19 protein-coding genes and 2 pseudogenes are annotated in these 17,155 nt (G+C 71.0%); 15 read left to right on the top strand and 6 right to left on the bottom strand.

The window, feature by feature from the left end:
* Positions 1–106: 106 nt before the first annotated feature.
* The 3 genes from AB0M97_RS04255 (at position 107) to AB0M97_RS04245 (ending at position 2,685) form a co-directional block, all read left to right on the top strand.
* A complete protein-coding gene (locus tag AB0M97_RS04255) occupies positions 107–1,060 on the top strand; it encodes a heme o synthase (RefSeq protein ID WP_365959181.1) in 954 nt (317 codons plus the stop codon).
* Positions 1,061–1,155: 95 nt separating this feature from the next.
* Positions 1,156–1,512: a hypothetical protein gene (locus AB0M97_RS04250; protein ID WP_365959180.1), complete on the top strand. Its 357-nt coding sequence runs from the start codon at positions 1,156–1,158 to the stop codon at positions 1,510–1,512.
* Positions 1,513–1,578: 66 nt separating this feature from the next.
* A complete protein-coding gene (locus AB0M97_RS04245; protein ID WP_365959179.1) occupies positions 1,579–2,685 on the top strand; it encodes an amidohydrolase family protein in 1,107 nt (368 codons plus the stop codon).
* A gap of 93 nt (positions 2,686–2,778) precedes the next feature.
* On the opposite strand, the gene AB0M97_RS04240 is transcribed toward AB0M97_RS04245, so the two are convergent.
* The 3 genes from AB0M97_RS04240 to AB0M97_RS04230 all read right to left on the bottom strand — a co-directional run bounded on the left by AB0M97_RS04240 (position 2,779) and on the right by AB0M97_RS04230 (position 5,624).
* Positions 2,779–3,786: a COX15/CtaA family protein gene (locus AB0M97_RS04240; RefSeq protein ID WP_365959178.1), complete on the bottom strand. Its 1,008-nt coding sequence runs from the start codon at positions 3,784–3,786 to the stop codon at positions 2,779–2,781.
* Between the two features lie 55 nt (positions 3,787–3,841).
* Positions 3,842–4,558: an ABC transporter permease gene (locus tag AB0M97_RS04235; protein ID WP_365959356.1), complete on the bottom strand. Its 717-nt coding sequence runs from the start codon at positions 4,556–4,558 to the stop codon at positions 3,842–3,844.
* Positions 4,559–4,700: 142 nt separating this feature from the next.
* Positions 4,701–5,624 carry an ABC transporter ATP-binding protein gene (locus AB0M97_RS04230; RefSeq protein WP_365959177.1) on the bottom strand — a complete coding sequence of 308 codons (924 nt, stop codon included), beginning with the start codon at positions 5,622–5,624 and terminating at the stop codon, positions 4,701–4,703.
* 236 nt (positions 5,625–5,860) lie between these two features.
* Between AB0M97_RS04230 and AB0M97_RS04225 the strand changes: the two genes are divergently transcribed.
* The 9 genes from AB0M97_RS04225 (at position 5,861) to dapD (ending at position 13,771) form a co-directional block, all read left to right on the top strand.
* The gene (locus AB0M97_RS04225) at positions 5,861–6,595 is read left to right on the top strand and encodes an ArsR family transcriptional regulator (RefSeq protein WP_365959176.1); all 735 of its coding nucleotides are present in this window, start codon (positions 5,861–5,863) and stop codon (positions 6,593–6,595) included.
* Positions 6,592–8,013: a Fe-S cluster assembly protein SufB gene (gene sufB, locus AB0M97_RS04220; RefSeq protein ID WP_365959175.1), complete on the top strand. Its 1,422-nt coding sequence runs from the start codon at positions 6,592–6,594 to the stop codon at positions 8,011–8,013. The genes AB0M97_RS04225 and sufB overlap by 4 nt, the downstream gene beginning before the upstream one ends.
* Before the next feature lie 56 nt (positions 8,014–8,069).
* Positions 8,070–9,254, top strand: a complete 1,185-nt coding sequence (gene sufD, locus AB0M97_RS04215) for a Fe-S cluster assembly protein SufD (protein WP_365959174.1) — start codon at positions 8,070–8,072, stop codon at positions 9,252–9,254.
* Positions 9,251–9,568 (top strand): non-heme iron oxygenase ferredoxin subunit, encoded by a 318-nt coding sequence (locus AB0M97_RS04210; protein WP_365959173.1) that lies wholly within the window; start codon positions 9,251–9,253, stop codon positions 9,566–9,568. Before sufD ends, AB0M97_RS04210 begins: the two co-directional genes overlap by 4 nt.
* A gap of 7 nt (positions 9,569–9,575) precedes the next feature.
* Complete coding sequence (sufC, locus tag AB0M97_RS04205) at positions 9,576–10,361, top strand: Fe-S cluster assembly ATPase SufC (RefSeq protein ID WP_365959172.1); 786 nt, start codon at positions 9,576–9,578, stop codon at positions 10,359–10,361.
* Positions 10,358–11,614 (top strand): cysteine desulfurase, encoded by a 1,257-nt coding sequence (locus AB0M97_RS04200; protein ID WP_365959171.1) that lies wholly within the window; start codon positions 10,358–10,360, stop codon positions 11,612–11,614. The genes sufC and AB0M97_RS04200 overlap by 4 nt, the downstream gene beginning before the upstream one ends.
* 16 nt (positions 11,615–11,630) lie before the next feature.
* A complete protein-coding gene (sufU, locus tag AB0M97_RS04195; protein ID WP_365959170.1) occupies positions 11,631–12,098 on the top strand; it encodes a Fe-S cluster assembly sulfur transfer protein SufU in 468 nt (155 codons plus the stop codon).
* Positions 12,095–12,439: a metal-sulfur cluster assembly factor gene (locus AB0M97_RS04190; RefSeq protein WP_365959169.1), complete on the top strand. Its 345-nt coding sequence runs from the start codon at positions 12,095–12,097 to the stop codon at positions 12,437–12,439. Before sufU ends, AB0M97_RS04190 begins: the two co-directional genes overlap by 4 nt.
* Before the next feature lie 342 nt (positions 12,440–12,781).
* Complete coding sequence (dapD, locus tag AB0M97_RS04185) at positions 12,782–13,771, top strand: 2,3,4,5-tetrahydropyridine-2,6-dicarboxylate N-succinyltransferase (RefSeq protein ID WP_365959168.1); 990 nt, start codon at positions 12,782–12,784, stop codon at positions 13,769–13,771.
* Between the two features lie 427 nt (positions 13,772–14,198).
* Here the strand turns inward: dapD and AB0M97_RS04180 are convergent, their stop codons facing one another.
* Both AB0M97_RS04180 and AB0M97_RS04175 read right to left on the bottom strand, forming a co-directional pair.
* Positions 14,199–14,420 (bottom strand): hypothetical protein, encoded by a 222-nt coding sequence (locus AB0M97_RS04180; RefSeq protein ID WP_365959167.1) that lies wholly within the window; start codon positions 14,418–14,420, stop codon positions 14,199–14,201.
* A gap of 137 nt (positions 14,421–14,557) precedes the next feature.
* A pseudogene (locus tag AB0M97_RS04175) lies at positions 14,558–14,668 on the bottom strand (4a-hydroxytetrahydrobiopterin dehydratase); the annotation flags it as partial.
* Between the two features lie 197 nt (positions 14,669–14,865).
* On the opposite strand from AB0M97_RS04175, the gene AB0M97_RS04170 reads away from it, so the two are divergent.
* The gene (locus tag AB0M97_RS04170; protein ID WP_365959166.1) at positions 14,866–15,090 is read left to right on the top strand and encodes a hypothetical protein; all 225 of its coding nucleotides are present in this window, start codon (positions 14,866–14,868) and stop codon (positions 15,088–15,090) included.
* A 251-nt stretch (positions 15,091–15,341) separates the two neighbouring features.
* On the opposite strand, the gene dapA is transcribed toward AB0M97_RS04170, so the two are convergent.
* Positions 15,342–16,250, bottom strand: coding sequence for a 4-hydroxy-tetrahydrodipicolinate synthase (gene dapA / locus AB0M97_RS04165; RefSeq protein WP_365959165.1), 909 nt, complete (start codon positions 16,248–16,250; stop codon positions 15,342–15,344).
* Positions 16,251–16,404: 154 nt separating this feature from the next.
* On the opposite strand from dapA, the gene AB0M97_RS04160 reads away from it, so the two are divergent.
* Positions 16,405–16,572 (top strand): hypothetical protein, encoded by a 168-nt coding sequence (locus AB0M97_RS04160; protein WP_365959164.1) that lies wholly within the window; start codon positions 16,405–16,407, stop codon positions 16,570–16,572.
* Positions 16,569–17,090, top strand: a pseudogene (locus AB0M97_RS04155) (hypothetical protein); the annotation flags it as partial. The gene AB0M97_RS04160 and the pseudogene AB0M97_RS04155, both read left to right, overlap by 4 nt.
* Positions 17,091–17,155: the final 65 nt, after the last annotated feature.

The raw sequence follows: 17,155 nt of genomic DNA, 5'->3' as shown, positions 1-17,155 counted from the left end.
GACCCCCGCGAAGATCCGGGTATGGGCAACGTCTACAGTGGCGTGGTACGCGCGAGCCTTTACCGCGACTTCACACGGGGAGGCTTGCTGGGATGTCTCTGTAGGGGTGTGCGTGACGGCCGTTGAATCCCGTCCAGCGGGGGTAATCGGGACGAGCCATAGCCCGGCCCATCGGCCGTTCGGGGCCCGTGTCAAGGGGTTCGTGGCTCTCACCAAGCCGCGGATCATCGAGCTGCTGCTCATCACCACCGTTCCGGTGATGTTCCTGGCGCAGCGGGGCGTGCCCGACCTCGGCCTCGTGCTGCTCACCTGCCTGGGCGGCTACCTCTCCGCGGGCGGCGCCAACGCGCTGAACATGTACATCGACCGTGACATCGACGCGCTGATGGACCGCACCTCCCAGCGCCCGATCGTCACCGGCATGGTCAGCCCCGGTGAGGCCCTCGCCTTCGGCATCGCCCTCGCGGTGGTCTCCACCCTGCTGTTCGGCCTCACCGTCAACTGGCTGTCGGCCTGGCTCTCCCTCGGCGCCCTGCTGTTCTACGTCGTCGTCTACACGATGATCCTCAAGCGCCGCACCTCGCAGAACATCGTCTGGGGCGGCATCGCGGGCTGCATGCCGGTGCTGATCGGCTGGTCGTCCGTCACGAACTCCATGTCGTGGGCGCCGGTCGTCCTCTTCCTGGTGATGTTCTTCTGGACGCCGCCGCACTACTGGCCGCTGTCCATGAAGGTCAGGGACGACTACGCGCGCGTGGGCGTGCCGATGCTCCCGGTCGTCGCCTCCAACAAGGTCGTCGCCCGCCAGATCGTCCTCTACAGCTGGGTGATGGTCGGCGTGTCGCTGCTGCTGACGCCGCTCGGCTACACCGGCTGGTTCTACACCGCGGTCGCCCTGCTGGCCGGCGGTTTCTGGCTGTGGGAGGCGCACGGGCTGCAGAGCCGCGCCAAGGCCGAGGTGACCGGCGCGAAGCTGAAGGAGATGCGGCTGTTCCACTGGTCCATCACCTACGTGTCGATCCTCTTCCTGGCGATCGCGGTCGACCCCTTCCTGCGCTGACCCGCCGCGTCCACCTGGTGCCGGGCGGGGTGCGTGGCCAAAGCCACGCACCCCGCCCGTCGCCGTTCGATCTACCCGTGGGTAGCATCCTGGTCATGGCAGACACCAAGCAGGTTGACGAGGCCAGCGGCGTACGGCAGGACGCCAGGGAGCAGCGCCGGGTGGCCAGGCTGGCCAAGCGGATCGACGCCTTCGCCAAGGCGCACGGCGGCGCCGAGGGCCAGGTGGCGTACCTCGGCCAGTGCGGCGCCCGGATCGTGCTCGTCGGCGCGGACGGCGGCTGGGGCGACCTCGTGGCGCCCAGCTGCACCATCGCCGAGAAGGCCGTCGAGAAGGCCGGCATCACCGTCCACGAGACGTTCGACGGCGAGTTCGCGGCCAAGGTGAAAACCGGCCCGTACGAGTGGTCCCGCATGGCGGGCATCCAGGTGGGCGGGCCACGCAACACCTGAGACCGGGTTCACCCGTTAGGACCGTAGGAAGCCGTTCGCGGCCCGGTCCAGCCACGGGGAGCCCGGATGATCGACACGCCGTCCCTCGTGGACCAGTACTGCCACGGCGTGGTCCGCACCGAGCTGGGCCTCGGCACCTTCGAGGCCCGGCTGGCCCGCACCGAGGGACCGCCCGCGCCGGGCACCACCCTGTTCGACACCCAGACCGGGTTCGCGGTGCGCCGCTGGTGCCCGCCGCTGCTCGGCCTGGAACCGCACTGCCCGCCCGCCCGCTACCTGGCCCGGCGCCGCGAACTCGGCGTCCTGGAGGCGGGCCGCCGGCTGCTGCGCGGCAGCGGCATCACCACCTACCTGGTCGACACCGGGCTGCCCGACGACCTCACCGGACCCGGCGAGATGGCCTCGGCGGGCGCCGCCGAGGCCCACGAGATCGTGCGCCTGGAGCAGCTGGCCGAGCAGGTCGCCGACACCTCCGGCACCGTCGAGTCCTTCCTCGCCAACCTCGCCGAGTCGGTGCACGGCGCGGCGGCGCACGCCGTCGCCTTCACGTCCGTCGCGGGCGTACGGCACGGGCTGGCGGTCGCGCCGGAGCCGCCGGGGCCCGGGGAGGTGCGGGGCGCCGCCGCGCGCTGGCTGGCCGGACGCCGGGTCGGCGGCGAGCTGAGCGACCCGGTGCTGCTGCGCCACCTGCTGTGGATCGCGGTCGCCTCCGGGCGGCCCCTCCAGCTGCACGCCGGGCTCGGCGAGCCGGGCGCGCGCATCGACCGCACCGACCCGGTGCTGCTCACCGACTTCGTGCGGGCGACGGCCGGGCTCGGCACCGACCTGGTGCTGCTGCACGGCTACCCGTACCACCGGCACGCCGCCCATCTCGCCGGGGTCTTCCCGCACGTCTACGCCGACTCGGGCGCCGCGCTGGTGCGCACCGGGGCGCGGGCCGCGACCGTCCTCGCGGAGATCCTGGAGCTGGCCCCGTTCGGCAAGATCCTGTTCTCCAGCGGCGCCCACGGGCTGCCCGAGCTGCACGTGGTGGGCGCCCGCCTGTTCCGCGAGGCCCTCGGACGCGTGCTGGGCGGCTGGGTCGCCGACGGCGCGTGGTCCCTGGCGGACGCGGAGCGGGTGGCGGGCATGATCGCGTCGGGGAACGCGCGGCGGGTGTACGGGCTGGACTGAGCCGGGCTGGCCGTCGCGGGTGGCTTCTGAGGGGTGCCGAGGCTGTCGTCGGGGCGGTCTCCGAGCGGGCTCAGGCCGTCGCCGGGGTCGCGTTCAGGCCCTCGTGAGGGTCGCCCCGGCCGACGGGTTCGGCACCTGGGCGTCCGCCCACGGACGCTCGCGCAGCGACAGCAGCACCCGGAGCACCGCGATCCACGTCACCGCCGAGCCGAACATGTGCAGGCCGACCAGCACCTCGGGCAGATCCGTGAAGTACTGGACGTAGCCCAGGCCGCCCTGGCACAGCAGCACCAGGAACAACTCCCGTGTCCTGGCCAGCGGGCCGCGCGGCGCGTCGACCGCCTTGAGGACGAACCACAGGGCGAACGTCAGCGCCACCACGATCCACGCCAGCACCGCGTGCACCTTGGTCACCGTCTCCCAGTCGACCGGCATCCGCTCGACCTCGCTGGAGTCGCCCGCGTGCGGACCCGCTCCGGTGACGACCGTGCCGACCAGGATCAGCAGCACGGTCACCGCCACCAGCGCCCACACCAGCTGCTGGACGGACCGGCCGACCAGCGGGCGCGGCGGCGCGTCGCCCTCCCGGGTGCGCTGCCACATCACCGTGGCGACCGCGATCAGCGCCGACGTCGCCACGAAGTGCGCCGCGACCGTGTACGGGTTCAGGCCGACCAGCACCACGATGCCGCCGAGCACCGCGTTGCTCATCACGATCCAGAACTGCGCCCAGCCCAGCCGGGTCAGGCCGTCGCGCCGGGGCTTCTCGGCACGCGCGGCGATGATGGCCCAGCCGACGGCGGCGCACAGCACGTACGTCAGCATGCGGTTGCCGAACTCGATGGCGCCGTGGACGCCCATCGCGCTGGTCGCGGTGAGCGAGTCGGCGGTGCACTTCGGCCAGGTCGGGCAGCCGAGGCCCGAGCCGGTCAGCCGTACGGCGCCGCCGGTGACCACGATCACCACCGACATGACGAGCGCGGACAGGGCGGCCCGCCGGACCGTCCGGGGCTCCGGGGTCCAGCGTGCGGCGATGAAGGCGAGGGGGTTGCGCAGGGTTGCCAGGGCGTCGGCGCGGGTCACGTTCGGCACGGGCACCATGGTAGGCCGCGCGCTTGTGCACGCTTTCACGAGGGTGGGTGTCCGGGCGCCCGGCCTACTCCCAGCGGAAGAACCTCCCGGCGGCGGCGAGACCCGCGACCGCCCATGCCGCCAGGATCGCGAGGTCGCCCCAGGGCATGCCCGCGCCGTGCTGGAGCACGTCCCGCAGTCCGTCGGACAGCGCCGAGATCGGCAGCAGGCCCAGGACGTCCTGCGCGCCGGGCGGGAACCTGTCCAGCGGCACGATCACCCCGCCGCCGACCAGCAGCAGCAGGAACACCAGGTTGGCGGCGGCCAGCGTCGCCTCGGCCTTGAGCGTGCCCGCCATCAGCAGGCCGAGGCCGGAGAACGCCGCGGTGCCGAGCACCAGGAGCAGCAGCACGGCGAAGGGGCTGCCGTGCGGCGACCAGCCCAGCGCGAAGGCGATCACCGTCAGCAGCACGACTTGCAGCACCTCGGTGACCAGTACCGACACCGTCTTGGCGGCCATCAGGCCCCAGCGGGGCAGGGGGGAGGCCGCGAGCCGCTTCAGCACGCCGTAGCGGCGCTCGAAGCCCGTGGCGATGGCCTGGCCGGTGAACGCCGTCGACATCACCGCGAGCGCGAGGACGCCGGGGGTGAGGAAGTCGACGGCCTGCCCGGAGCCCGTGTCGACGATGTCGACGGTGCTGAACAGCACCAGCAGCAGCGTGGGGATCACGACGGTCAGCAGCAACTGCTCGCCGTTGCGCAGCAGCATCCGCGTCTCCAGCGCGGCCTGCGCGGCGATCATCCGGGGGAGCGGGGCCGCGCCGGGACGCGGGGCGTACCGACCGGTGGCGGTCACGAGCGCGACTCCTTGCCGGTGGGTTCCCAGCTGTGCCGTCCCGGGGGACAGCCCCCGGACTCCCGGCCGATCCCCGTGCGGGCGGCACTCATGAACGCAACTCCTTGCCGGTCAGCTCCAGAAACACGTCTTCGAGGGTGTGCCGTTCGACCGAGATGCGGTCCGGCATCACGCCGTGCTGGGCGCACCACGAGGTGACCGTCGCCAGCAGCTGCGGGTCGATCTTGCCGGTGACCCGGTACGAGCCCGGCGTCAGCTCGGCGGCGGCGGCGTCGGCGGGCAGCGCCTTGAGCAGGGAGCCGACGTCCAGGCCGGGCCGGCCGGTGAAGCGCAGGGTGTTCTCGGCGCCGCCGCGGCACAGCTCCTCGGGTGAGCCCTGGGCGACGACCCGGCCGGCGTCGATGATCGCCATGTCGTCGGCGAGCTGCTCGGCCTCGTCCATGAAGTGCGTGGTGAGGATCACCGAGACGCCGTCGGCGCGCAGGTCCCTCACGAGGTCCCAGGTGGCGCGGCGGGCCTGCGGGTCGAGGCCCGCGGTCGGCTCGTCCAGGAACACCAGCTCGGGGCGGCCCACGACGGCCATGGCGAGGGCGAGCCGCTGCTGCTGGCCGCCGGACAGGCGCCGGTAGGCGGTCCGGCCGCAGGAGCCGAGCCCGAGGCGCTCGATCAGCGCGTCCACGTCGAGGGGGTGCGCGTGCAGCCTGGCGACGTGCCGCAGCATCTCGTCGGCCCGGGCACCGGAGTAGACGCCGCCGGACTGGAGCATCACGCCGACGCGGGGCCGCAGCTCGGCGGCCTGTCCGACCGGGTCGAGGCCCAGGACGCGCACGGTGCCGGCGTCCGGTCTGCGGTAGCCCTCGCAGGTCTCGACCGTGGTGGTCTTGCCCGCCCCGTTGGGGCCGAGCACGGCGGTGACGCCCGTGCGGGCCACCAGGTCGAGGCCGTTCACCGCGGTCTTCGTGCCGTACCGCTTCACCAGGGCCTGGACCTGGACCACGGGCTCGCTTCGCATGGTTCCCGAGTCTAGGGACGCGGCCGGGCCCTCGGAGCGGCGGGTGGAGGAGTTCCTCCTCACGGGGCCGGCGCACGCGCGAGCAGCGGCTTGCGGGCGACGGGCCGCCCCCGGGATCCGATCGATCAAAGATCCTTTCCGCAGGTCATCTTAGGTTTACCTAAGTGACGCAGGGCACCACCGGCCGGTTCGGGCGCGGCTTGTCAGGTTCTCCTGAATTACGCAACAATGGCGTTGTGAAAAACGTCGGTGAGGCTCGGGAGACCCCCACGGGGACCCCGCAGGAGGAACTCGCGACCGGGGAGCGCTCGACGCGCAACCGCGTCGCGCGGTCCATCCTGGACCACGGCCCCTCCACCGTCGCCGAACTCGCGGGACGGCTGGGACTCACCCAGGCGGCCGTGCGGCGCCATCTGGACGCGCTGGCCGCCGACGACGTCGTAGAGGCGCGCGAGCAGCGGGTCTACGGGGCGCGCACGCGCGGCCGGCCGGCCAAGGTGTTCGCGCTGACCGACTGCGGCCGCGACGCCTTCGACCAGTCGTACGACACGCTGGCCGCGGACGCGCTGCGCTGGATCGCCGAGCGCGAGGGCGGGCAGGAGGCGGTCGCCGCCTTCGCCCGGGCCCGGATCGCCGCCCAGGCGAGCGCCTACCGCGCGGCCGTGCAGAACGCCGACCCGGACAAGCGCACCGAAGCGCTGGCCAAGGCCCTGAGTGCCGACGGGTACGCTGCAACCGCGCGCAAGGCGCCCGTGGGAGAGCAGCTGTGCCAGCACCACTGCCCGGTCGCCCACGTCGCCGAACAGTTCCCGCAGCTGTGCGAGGCCGAGACGGAATTTTTCGCCGAGCTGCTCGGTACACACGTACAGCGACTGGCGACCATCGCGCACGGCGACGGCGTCTGCACGACGTTCATCCCCAAGATTTCCGCTAACGCATCTGCAAGCACGGCCGGGAGGAACCCCGCATGACTCTCCCCACGGAGACTGCCCACCCCGAGCTCGAAGGTCTGGGCAAGTACGAATACGGCTGGGCCGACCGGGACGTGGCCGGCGCGTCGGCGCGCCGCGGCCTGAACGAGGACGTGGTCCGGGACATCTCCGGCAAGAAGTCCGAACCGGAGTGGATGACCAAGCTCCGCCTCAAGGGCCTGAAGCTCTTCGAGAAGAAGCCCATGCCGAACTGGGGCTCCGACCTGTCGGGCATCGACTTCGACAACATCAAGTACTTCGTGCGCTCCACCGAGAAGCAGGCCGCTTCCTGGGAGGAACTGCCCGAGGACATCAAGAACACGTACGACAAGCTCGGCATCCCGGAGGCGGAGAAGCAGCGCCTCGTCGCCGGTGTCGCCGCCCAGTACGAGTCCGAGGTCGTCTACCACCAGATCCGCGAGGACCTGGAGGAGCAGGGCGTCATCTTCCTGGACACCGACACCGCGCTGAAGCAGCACCCGGAGCTCTTCAAGGAGTACTTCGGGACCGTCATCCCCGCCGGTGACAACAAGTTCGCGGCGCTGAACACCGCCGTGTGGTCGGGCGGCTCCTTCATCTACGTGCCGAAGGGCGTGCACGTGGAGATCCCGCTCCAGGCCTACTTCCGCATCAACACGGAGAACATGGGCCAGTTCGAGCGGACCCTGATCATCGTCGACGAGGGCGCCTACGTGCACTACGTCGAAGGCTGTACGGCCCCGATCTACAAGTCGGACTCGCTGCACAGCGCCGTGGTCGAGATCATCGTCAAGAAGAACGCCCGCTGCCGCTACACGACCATCCAGAACTGGTCGAACAACGTCTACAACCTGGTCACCAAGCGCGCCGTGGCGTACGAGGGCGCGACCATGGAGTGGATCGACGGCAACATCGGCTCCAAGGTGACGATGAAGTACCCGGCCGTCTACCTGATGGGCGAGCACGCCAAGGGCGAGACCCTGTCCATCGCCTTCGCCGGCGAGGGCCAGCACCAGGACGCCGGCGCCAAGATGGTCCACATGGCGCCGAACACGTCGTCCAACATCGTCTCCAAGTCCGTGGCGCGCGGCGGCGGGCGCACCTCGTACCGCGGCCTGATCGAGATCGGCGAGGGCGCCCCCGGCTCCAAGTCGAACGTGCTGTGCGACGCGCTGCTGGTCGACACCATCTCCCGCTCCGACACGTACCCGTACGTGGACGTCCGCGAGGACGACGTGTCCATGGGCCACGAGGCCACCGTCTCCAAGGTCTCCGAGGACCAGCTGTTCTACCTGATGAGCCGCGGCCTGTCCGAGGACGAGGCGATGGCGATGATCGTGCGCGGCTTCGTCGAGCCGATCGCCAAGGAACTGCCCATGGAGTACGCCCTGGAGCTCAACCGGCTGATCGAGCTGCAGATGGAAGGCGCGGTCGGCTGAGCGCCGGCGCCGTCCGCAAGCCACTTACGTAACGGAAAGCGAGCACTACGACAGCCATGGCTGAGGCTCAGAATCTCCCGGTGGGGTCCACCACCGCCGGATCCATCGCGGTGGCCGCCGAGTCGACCGTCGCCACGCGCATGAGCGCGCCCCCCTCCTTCGACGTGGCGGACTTCCCGGTCCCGCACGGCCGCGAGGAGGAGTGGCGGTTCACCCCGCTGGCGCGGCTGCGCGGCCTGCACGACGGCACCGCCGTCGCCACCGGCACCGGCGTGAAGGTCGACATCCAGGCCCCCGAGGGCGTCACCGTCGAGACCGTCGGCCGCGACGACGCGCGGCTTGGCAGGGCGGGCACCCCCGTGGACCGCGTCGCCGCCCAGGCGTACTCCGCCTTCGAGAAGGCCTCGGTCGTCACCGTGCCCAAGGAGACCGTCCTCACCGAGCCGATCCGCATCGCGGTGCACGGCGAGGGCGGCGTCGCCTACGGCCACCAGGTCGTCGAGCTGGGCGCCTTCGCCGAGGCCGTGGTCGTCATCGACCACACCGGCGACGCCGTGCTCGCCGCCAACGTCGACTACGTCCTCGGCGACGGCGCCAAACTGACCGTCGTCTCCGTCCAGGACTGGGACGACAAGGCCGTGCACGTGGGCCAGCACAACACCCTGATCGGCCGCGACGCCACCTTCAAGTCGGTCGTCGTGACCTTCGGCGGCGACGTGGTCCGGCTGCACCCGCGCGTGACGTACGCCGGCCCCGGCGGCGAGGCCGAGCTGTTCGGCCTGTACTTCACCGACCGCGGCCAGCACCAGGAGCACCGCCTCCTGGTCGACCACAACGTCCCGCACTGCAAGTCCCACGTCGTGTACAAGGGCGCCCTCCAGGGCGACGAGGCCCACGCCGTGTGGATCGGCGACGTCCTCATCGAGGCCGCCGCCGAGGGCACCGACACGTACGAGATGAACCGCAACCTCGTGCTGACCGACGGCGCCCGCGTCGACTCCGTGCCCAACCTGGAGATCGAGACCGGCGAGATCGTCGGCGCCGGACACGCCTCCGCGACCGGCCGCTTCGACGACGAGCAGCTGTTCTACCTGATGGCCCGCGGCATCAAGGAGCACGACGCCCGCCGACTGGTGGTGCGCGGCTTCTTCGCCGAGCTGGTCCAGCAGATCGGTGTCCCGGACATCGAGGAGCGCCTGCTCGGCAAGATCGAGGAGGAGCTGGAGGCGTCCGTCGCATGAGCTTCGTACGCGCCTGCGGACTCGGCGAGCTGGAGGAGGACACCCCGAAGCGGGTGGAGCTCGACGGCACGCCCGTGTCCATCGTGCAGACCGAGGGCGAGGTGTTCGCGATCCACGACATCTGCTCGCACGCGAACGTGTCGCTCTCCGAGGGCGAGGTCGACGACTGCCACATCGAGTGCTGGCTGCACGGCTCGCGCTTCGACCTGCGCTCCGGCAAGCCCGACAGCCTTCCGGCGACGCGCCCCGTCCCCGTTTACCCCGTAAAGATCGAAGGGGACGACGTGCTCGTCTCCCTCACCCAGGAGTCCTGAGGCACCCATGGCAACGCTTGAAATCCGAGACCTGCACGTCACCGTCGAGGTCGAGAACGGCACGAAGGAAATCCTCAAGGGTGTCGACCTCACCGTGAAGCAGGGCGAGACGCACGCCATCATGGGCCCCAACGGCTCCGGCAAGTCGACCCTCGCCTACTCGCTCGCGGGTCACCCCAAGTACACGATCACCGGCGGCACCGTCACCCTCGACGGCGAGGACGTCCTGGAGATGTCCGTGGACGAGCGCGCCCGCGCCGGCCTGTTCCTCGCCATGCAGTACCCGGTCGAGGTCCCCGGCGTCTCGGTCTCCAACTTCCTGCGCACCTCCGCCACCGCCATCCGCGGCGAGGCCCCCAAGCTGCGCACCTGGGTGAAGGAGGTCAAGGAGGCCATGGAGCGCCTCAACATGGACCCGTCCTTCGCCGAGCGCAACGTCAACGAGGGCTTCTCCGGCGGTGAGAAGAAGCGCCACGAGATCCTCCAGCTGGAGCTGCTCAAGCCGAAGATCGCGATCCTGGACGAGACCGACTCCGGCCTGGACGTCGACGCCCTGCGCGTCGTCTCCGAGGGCGTCAACCGCGTCCGCGGGACCGGCGAGGTGGGCACCCTGCTGATCACGCACTACACGCGCATCCTGCGCTACATCAAGCCCGACCACGTGCACGTCTTCTCCGGCGGCCGCATCGTCGAGTCCGGCGGCGCCGAACTCGCCGACAAGCTGGAGGAAGAGGGTTACGAGGTCTACACGAAGCTCGACGGAGTCGACACGAAGGGCGGCGCATCCGCGTGACACAGCTGCCGGGCCTCCTCGACACCGAGGCGATCCGCAAGGACTTCCCCATCCTGGACCGCCAGGTCCACGACGGCCAGAAGCTCGTGTACCTGGACAACGCGGCGACCAGCCAGAAGCCGCGGCAGGTACTGGACGCACTCAGCGAGTACTACGAGCGCTACAACGCCAACGTCCACCGCGGTGTGCATGTGCTCGCCGAGGAGGCCACGGCGCTGTACGAGGGCGCGCGCGACAAGGTCGTCGAGTTCGTCAACGCGCCCTCCCGCGACGAGGTGATCTTCACCAAGAACGCCTCGGAGTCCCTCAACCTCGTGGCGAACATGCTGGGCTGGGCCGACGAGCCCTACCGCGTGGACGCCGAGACCGAGATCGTCATCACCGAGATGGAGCACCACTCCAACATCGTGCCGTGGCAGCTGCTCGCGCAGCGCACGGGCGCGAAGCTGCGGTGGTTCGGACTCACCGACGACGGCCGGCTCGACCTGTCCAACATCGACGAGGTCATCACCGAGAAGACGAAGATCGTCTCCTTCGTGCTGGTGTCCAACATCCTCGGCACGCACAACCCCGTCGAGGCCATCGTGCGCCGCGCCCAGGAGGTCGGCGCGCTGGTCTGCGTCGACGCCTCCCAGGCCGCACCGCACATGCCGCTGGACGTCCAGGCCCTCCAGGCCGACTTCGTGGCCTTCACCGGCCACAAGATGTGCGGTCCGACCGGCATCGGCGTGCTGTGGGGCCGCCAGGAACTGCTGGAGGACCTGCCTCCGTTCCTCGGCGGCGGCGAGATGATCGAGACCGTGTCGATGCACTCCTCGACGTACGCCCCCGCCCCGCACAAGTTCGAGGCGGGCACCCCGCCGATCGCGCAGGCGGTCGGCCTGGGCGCGGCGATCGACTACCTCAACTCGATCGGCATGGACAAGATCCTCGCCCACGAGCAGGCGCTCACCGAGTACGCGGTGAAGCGGCTGACCGAGGTTCCCGACCTGCGCATCATCGGCCCCACCACGGCCGAGGAGCGGGGCGCCGCGATCTCCTTCACGCTCGGCGACATCCACCCGCACGACGTGGGCCAGGTCCTGGACGAGCAGGGCATCGCGGTCCGGGTCGGCCACCACTGCGCCCGCCCCGTCTGCCTGCGGTACGGAATTCCTGCGACCACGCGAGCGTCGTTCTATCTGTACTCCACGCCGGCGGAGATCGACGCGCTGGTCGACGGGCTGGAGCACGTACGGAACTTCTTCGGCTGAGGGGCTGGCTGGAATCGTGAAGCTGGATTCGATGTACCAGGAAGTCATCCTGGACCACTACAAGAACCCGCACGGACGGGGCTTGCGGGACGGCGACGCCGAGGTGCATCACACCAACCCGACGTGCGGCGACGAGATCACGCTGCGCGTGAAGTACGACGGCAGGACCGTCAAGGACGTCTCGTACGAGGGCCAGGGCTGTTCGATCAGCCAGGCGAGCGCGTCCGTGCTGAACGACCTGCTGGTCGGCAAGGACCTGGCCGACGCCCGGCGGATCCAGGAGACCTTCCTGGAGCTGATGCAGTCCAAGGGCAGGATCGAGCCGGACGACGCGATGGAGGAGGTCCTGGAGGACGCGGTCGCGTTCGCCGGGGTCTCCAAGTACCCGGCCCGGGTGAAGTGCGCCCTCCTGAGCTGGATGGCGTGGAAGGACGCGACGGCCCAGGTGCTGGGCGGAGCCGACGCCGAAAGGAAGACGGCATGAGCGACACGACCGACACCGTGGAGATGAAGCCGGTCTCGGAGGAGGAACTCCGCGAGGCCCTGATGGACGTGGTCGACCCCGAACTGGGCATCGACGTCGTCAACCTCGGCCTCATCTACGGCATCCACATCGACGCCGAGGCCAATGTCGCCACCATCGACATGACCCTGACCTCGGCGGCCTGCCCGCTGACGGACGTCATCGAGGACCAGGCCAAGTCGGCCACCGAGGGCCTGGTGGGCGAGCTGCGGATCAACTGGGTCTGGATGCCGCCGTGGGGCCCCGACAAGATCACGGACGAGGGCCGCGACCAGCTGCGGGCGCTGGGGTTCAACGTCTGAGCCCTCCGCCCGGATACGGCGTACGCCAGGAGGCCCCGGCTGGAGAGCCGGGGCTTTCGTGCTGTCCCTGTGTTCCGAGGCGGCCCGGCGCACCCGCCCGGCCGGACCCGCGTCTCCGTCGGCACGGCCTACGCCGGCGTGGGCACGGCGGCGATCACCACCGCGTGTTTTCCGGCTCCTGGTGGTGGGGTGGGGCGTGGCTTGGGCTGAGAGGTGCCGTGCCCAGGGGGTGCGGCAGCCGGGCAGAGACGGGACGCGGGCTCGGCTGAGGAGTGGACCGGAGCGTGAGACGGGCGGGGCACCGGTTCGCACCTCCGACGGCCGTCACGTTAGGTTTCCCCCATGACCGACACGACTGCACCTCGCACCACCGGCGCCGTTGCCGCCGGCCTTGCCACGATCGCCGCCGACGGCACCGTTCTCGACACCTGGTTCCCCGCGCCCGAGCTCGCCGAGGAGGCCGGTCCGGCCGGCACCGAGCGGCTGTCGGCCGAGCGTGCCGTGGAACTGCTCGGCGCCGGCGCCGCCCAGGCGATCGGCCCGGACGCCCGCCGCGGCGTCGAGGTGGTCGCGGTCCGCACGGTCGTCTCCTCGCTCGCGGAGAAGCCGGTCGACGCCCACGACGTCTACCTGCGGCTGCACCTGCTGTCGCACCGCCTGGTCAAGCCGCACGGCCTGAGCCTGGACGGCATCTTCGGCCACCTCGCCAACGTGGCCTGGACCTCGCTCGGCCCGGTCGCCGTGGACGATCTGGAGCGGGTGCGCCTGAACGCCCGCGCCGAGGGCCTGCACCTCCAGGTGACCTCGGTGGACAAGTTCCCGCGCATGACGGACTACGTGGCCCCGAAGGGCGTCCGCATCGCCGACGCCGACCGGGTCCGGCTGGGGGCGCACCTCGCCGAGGGCACCACGGTCATGCACGAGGGCTTCGTGAACTTCAACGCCGGCACGCTCGGCACGTCGATGGTCGAGGGCCGTATCTCCGCGGGCGTCGTCATCGGCGACGGCTCGGACATCGGCGGCGGCGCCTCCACCATGGGCACCCTGTCCGGCGGCGGCAACGTCATCATCTCGATCGGCGAGCGCTGCCTGATCGGCGCCGAGGCGGGCGTCGGCATCGCCCTCGGTGACGAGTGCGTGGTGGAGGCCGGCCTGTACGTCACCGCCGGCACCCGCGTCACGATGCCCGACGGCCAGATCGTCAAGGCCCGCGAACTCTCGGGCGCGTCCAACATCCTCTTCCGCCGCAACTCGGTCACGGGCGCGGTGGAGGCCCGGCCGAACAATGCGGTGTGGGGCGGGCTGAACGAGGTGCTGCACAGCCACAACTGATCGCCGCGGGCGGTGACGTGCGGTCGCCGCCGAGCTGGTCGGCGCTGGTTGCTGCCGACCGCCCTGAGCGCCCTTCCGCGGTCCGGAAACGGCCGGTCCGGAAGGGCGTTCATTCGTGAGCACAGTACGAGGCGTTCGATCCGGGCCCAGGGCCACGGATCAGCAGGCTTCTGACATCCACGGCTGACCGAACGGTCACGCCGCACTCACACCTGAGGCGTGTCCGTGCCTGTTTCGCATACGGCGGCCTCGTCCTCCCCGAAGGCCGGGGCCTGGAAGGGGTTGGTCGTCGGAGGCGGTGATGCTGTGCCGGAGCAGCGGGGTGCCCCTTCCGGGGCGGAGAACGGCGAGGTCAGATCGATGAGAGGTCTCCCTGTTCGTTGCGGGTCCCCGGAGGGACCTGGCGTGCCGCGATGGGGCACGGGTCCTACAGCTTGGTCATCTTGGCGTACGGGCTCAGGATTCGCTCTTGTGCCGAGCCGAAATCCACGAGTACCGCGATCCCGCCCTCGACGCCGATCACCCGGCCGAGGCCGTACATGTCGTGAGTGACCTGGTCACCGACGGCGAAGTTCTTGGGAGCTGGCGTGGCCCGGGCCTTGAAGGGGCTGGTGGGCAGATGGCGCTTGGGTGCAGCGGTCCTAGTCATTGCCCCCAGTATGCGCCGCGGACGACCGATTCGCTGCGGCAGTTTGGCGTCGGCTTGGCCACAGACCGGTCGGTGACCGCCTCGCGGGCCGGGCATCGAGCCGTCGGGCCTCCTCGCGGGGCGGCCGGCAACCCGCGTCAGCCGTCGAGCGGTTCCGCCCCGTGCGCCCGGGCGACGGCGTCGATGCGTTGGGCCAGGTCGAAGTCGGCGGTCGTGAGCTTGCGGCCGGCGTCGTGCGTCGTGGTGCCGGGCGGCACACAGTCCGGTCGGCGACACGCAGGTGGTCCGAGTGACAGGAGTCGACTTATGTCCCTGTCGGCAAGCGTTTCCGGGTCACGTATGGGTTACCTCGCGTGACCTCCGGGAGGGTTCCGCTGATGAAAACGGTGACGCTGGTCCGATCAGAAGTCGAATCGGGCCCGAATGAGGGGACAGGGGTCGAAGGATGACGAACGAGTGGACGTGGGCCGCGCTGCGGCGGCCGGCCGGGGTGTTGGCTCTGGTGGCGGTGTGCTGGCTGCCGGGCGGGACGGCGCATGCCGACGAGACCAACACCGGGTCCCACAACGGGCACCGGTTCGGGCTGGTCAACACCGGGCAGGTGGACGACCCGATGGAGGACGTGCTGGAGCACGTGCTGCTGGTGGGGGGCCATCACACCTGGAGTTGATCCTCCCGGGTCCTCTCCGCCGTGATGTGACGTGACGTGCCGCGCCCTGCCCCGCCCCGCTCGGTGTCTTCCGCGTCGCCGGGGCGGGCGGGGTCGGGCCCCGTCCGGCCGGACCATGGTGCGCGAGCCCCGGTCCGGGCGTACCCGCATTCCGGGGTCCGTGAGCAGGACGAGGACATGAGCCGGCGTGGGTGGGAGCCCGTGTTCGCGGAGCGTTGATCCCTGGTCGTCTGTTGCTCGCCGACTGTCCGTCAGACCGTGGTCTCGACCAGGCGTTCGTACGTCGCCCGCAGCCCGTCGGTCGTCTCCCGGTCGGCGGGTCTGAGCGGCGGGCGGGGCGGGCCGGCCGGCAGGCCCAGCGTGGTGAGCAGGGCCTTCGCGGTGACCGTGCCGGGCAGGCCCCCGGCCATCATCGCCTCCACGAGCTCGCAGAGCCGCTGCTGGAGCCGGGCCGCCTCGGCCGTGCGCCCCGCGTCGAACGCGTCGAGGACGGTGCAGAGATGGCGTGGCGTCACATTGGCCACCGTACTGACGCAGCCCGCGGCGCCGTTGGCGTACAGGGCGAGCGTGTACTCGTCGCAGCCCGTGTAGTACGCCAACTCCGTGCGGGACAGCACCTTCTGCGTGCCCAGCAGGTCGTACGCGCAGTCCTTGACCGCCACGATCCGCGGATGGTCCGCGAGCCGGATCATCGTCTCCGGCTCGATGCGGGTGCCGGTGCGGCCGGGGATGTCGTACAGCATCAGCGGCAGCCCGGACTCGTCCGCGACCTCCCGGAAATGCGCCTCCACGGCATCCTGCGGCGGGCGGCTGTAGTACGGGGTGACCACCAGCACCGCGTCCGCGCCCGCCTTCTCGGCGTCCCGGGCCAGCTCCACGGTGTGCCGGGTGTCGGCGGTGCCCACGCCCGCGACGATGTGCGCCCGGTCGCCCACCGCGGCGCGGACCGCCCCGACCAGTGCCGCCTTCTCGGCGTCCGTCGTGGTCGGCGACTCTCCCGTCGTGCCGGACAGCACGAGCCCGTCGCAGCCCTCGGCCACCAGCCGTACGGCGAGCCGCTGGGCGCCGTCGAGATCCAGCGCCCCGGACTCCGTGAACGGCGTGATCATGGCGCACAGGAGGCGGCCGAAGGGTGGGGCGGCGGGTGGTGAGGTCGTCATGGGGACAGTCTCGGCACGTCAACGGTGAAGCTCTACTTAATTCTTCTAAGGGGTATCTCTCAGGGTTTCTTAGGGGTGAGGCCCTATGTCCAATGCGGGGTCTCGTGGGTCACCATGGCGGGAGGGACATCGGCCACGGGTCATGGGAGGCGTCATGAAGCTCGGCAAGGCACTCGCCACCGGCGTCGCGGAGGAGCGGCCGGAGGATCGCGTCGTCCACGAGGACGGTCCCGAACGGCACCCAGAGCTCCGTGAAGAGTTCCGCGGAGAACTCCAGGGCCTCCAGGCGCCCGCGGCCGAAGAGGTCCCGGCGGCCCGATGAGGCTGCGGCTTCCGGAGGAACGCCCGACGGAGCCGCCGACCGGATACAAGATCGCCCACCCGGTGCTGTCCCAGGACGGCACCCGGGCCGGGTTCACCGGTGTGTCGATCGGCGGCGCGCTGCCGTACGGAGTCCTGGCCGACGCGTCCTGCGTGTACGGCCTGCGGCACCGGCCGCCGCACCGGCGCTGTGACTGCGGCTTCCACTGCGTGCACGACCGGTCGGTGGCCGAGGGGCTGCTGTGCACGGCCGAGCACCGGGCGGCGGCGCTGCTGGAGGTCTCCGTCCTCGGCGCCTACATCCGCTTCGAACGCGGCTTCCGCTACGCCCGTCAGCGGGTGCGGACGGCGACGATCGGCCCGTGTGCCTGCGGCGCCGCCGCCCGCGCGCTCGCCGACGCCGGCTGGGGGAGACCCGGGTGGCGCGTGCTGGCGCCTGCCTGCGCGGGGTGCGTGCGCGGGCGTACGTCCGTCACGCCCGCGGTGTTCGCGCGGCTGGCGGGGGAGGGGTTGCGGGTGTCGGCCACCGGGCCTGCCCCGGTCGCCGGCGCGGGCCCGGTCGTCGGCGGTCGTTCGGTGGTGGG

Source organism: Streptomyces sp. NPDC051207 (assembly GCF_040682395.1).
Taxonomy (GTDB): Bacteria; Actinomycetota; Actinomycetes; order Streptomycetales; family Streptomycetaceae; genus Streptomyces.
The sequence above is the reverse complement of the archived record's forward strand: the minus strand, read 5'-3'. Positions and strand labels throughout refer to the sequence as shown.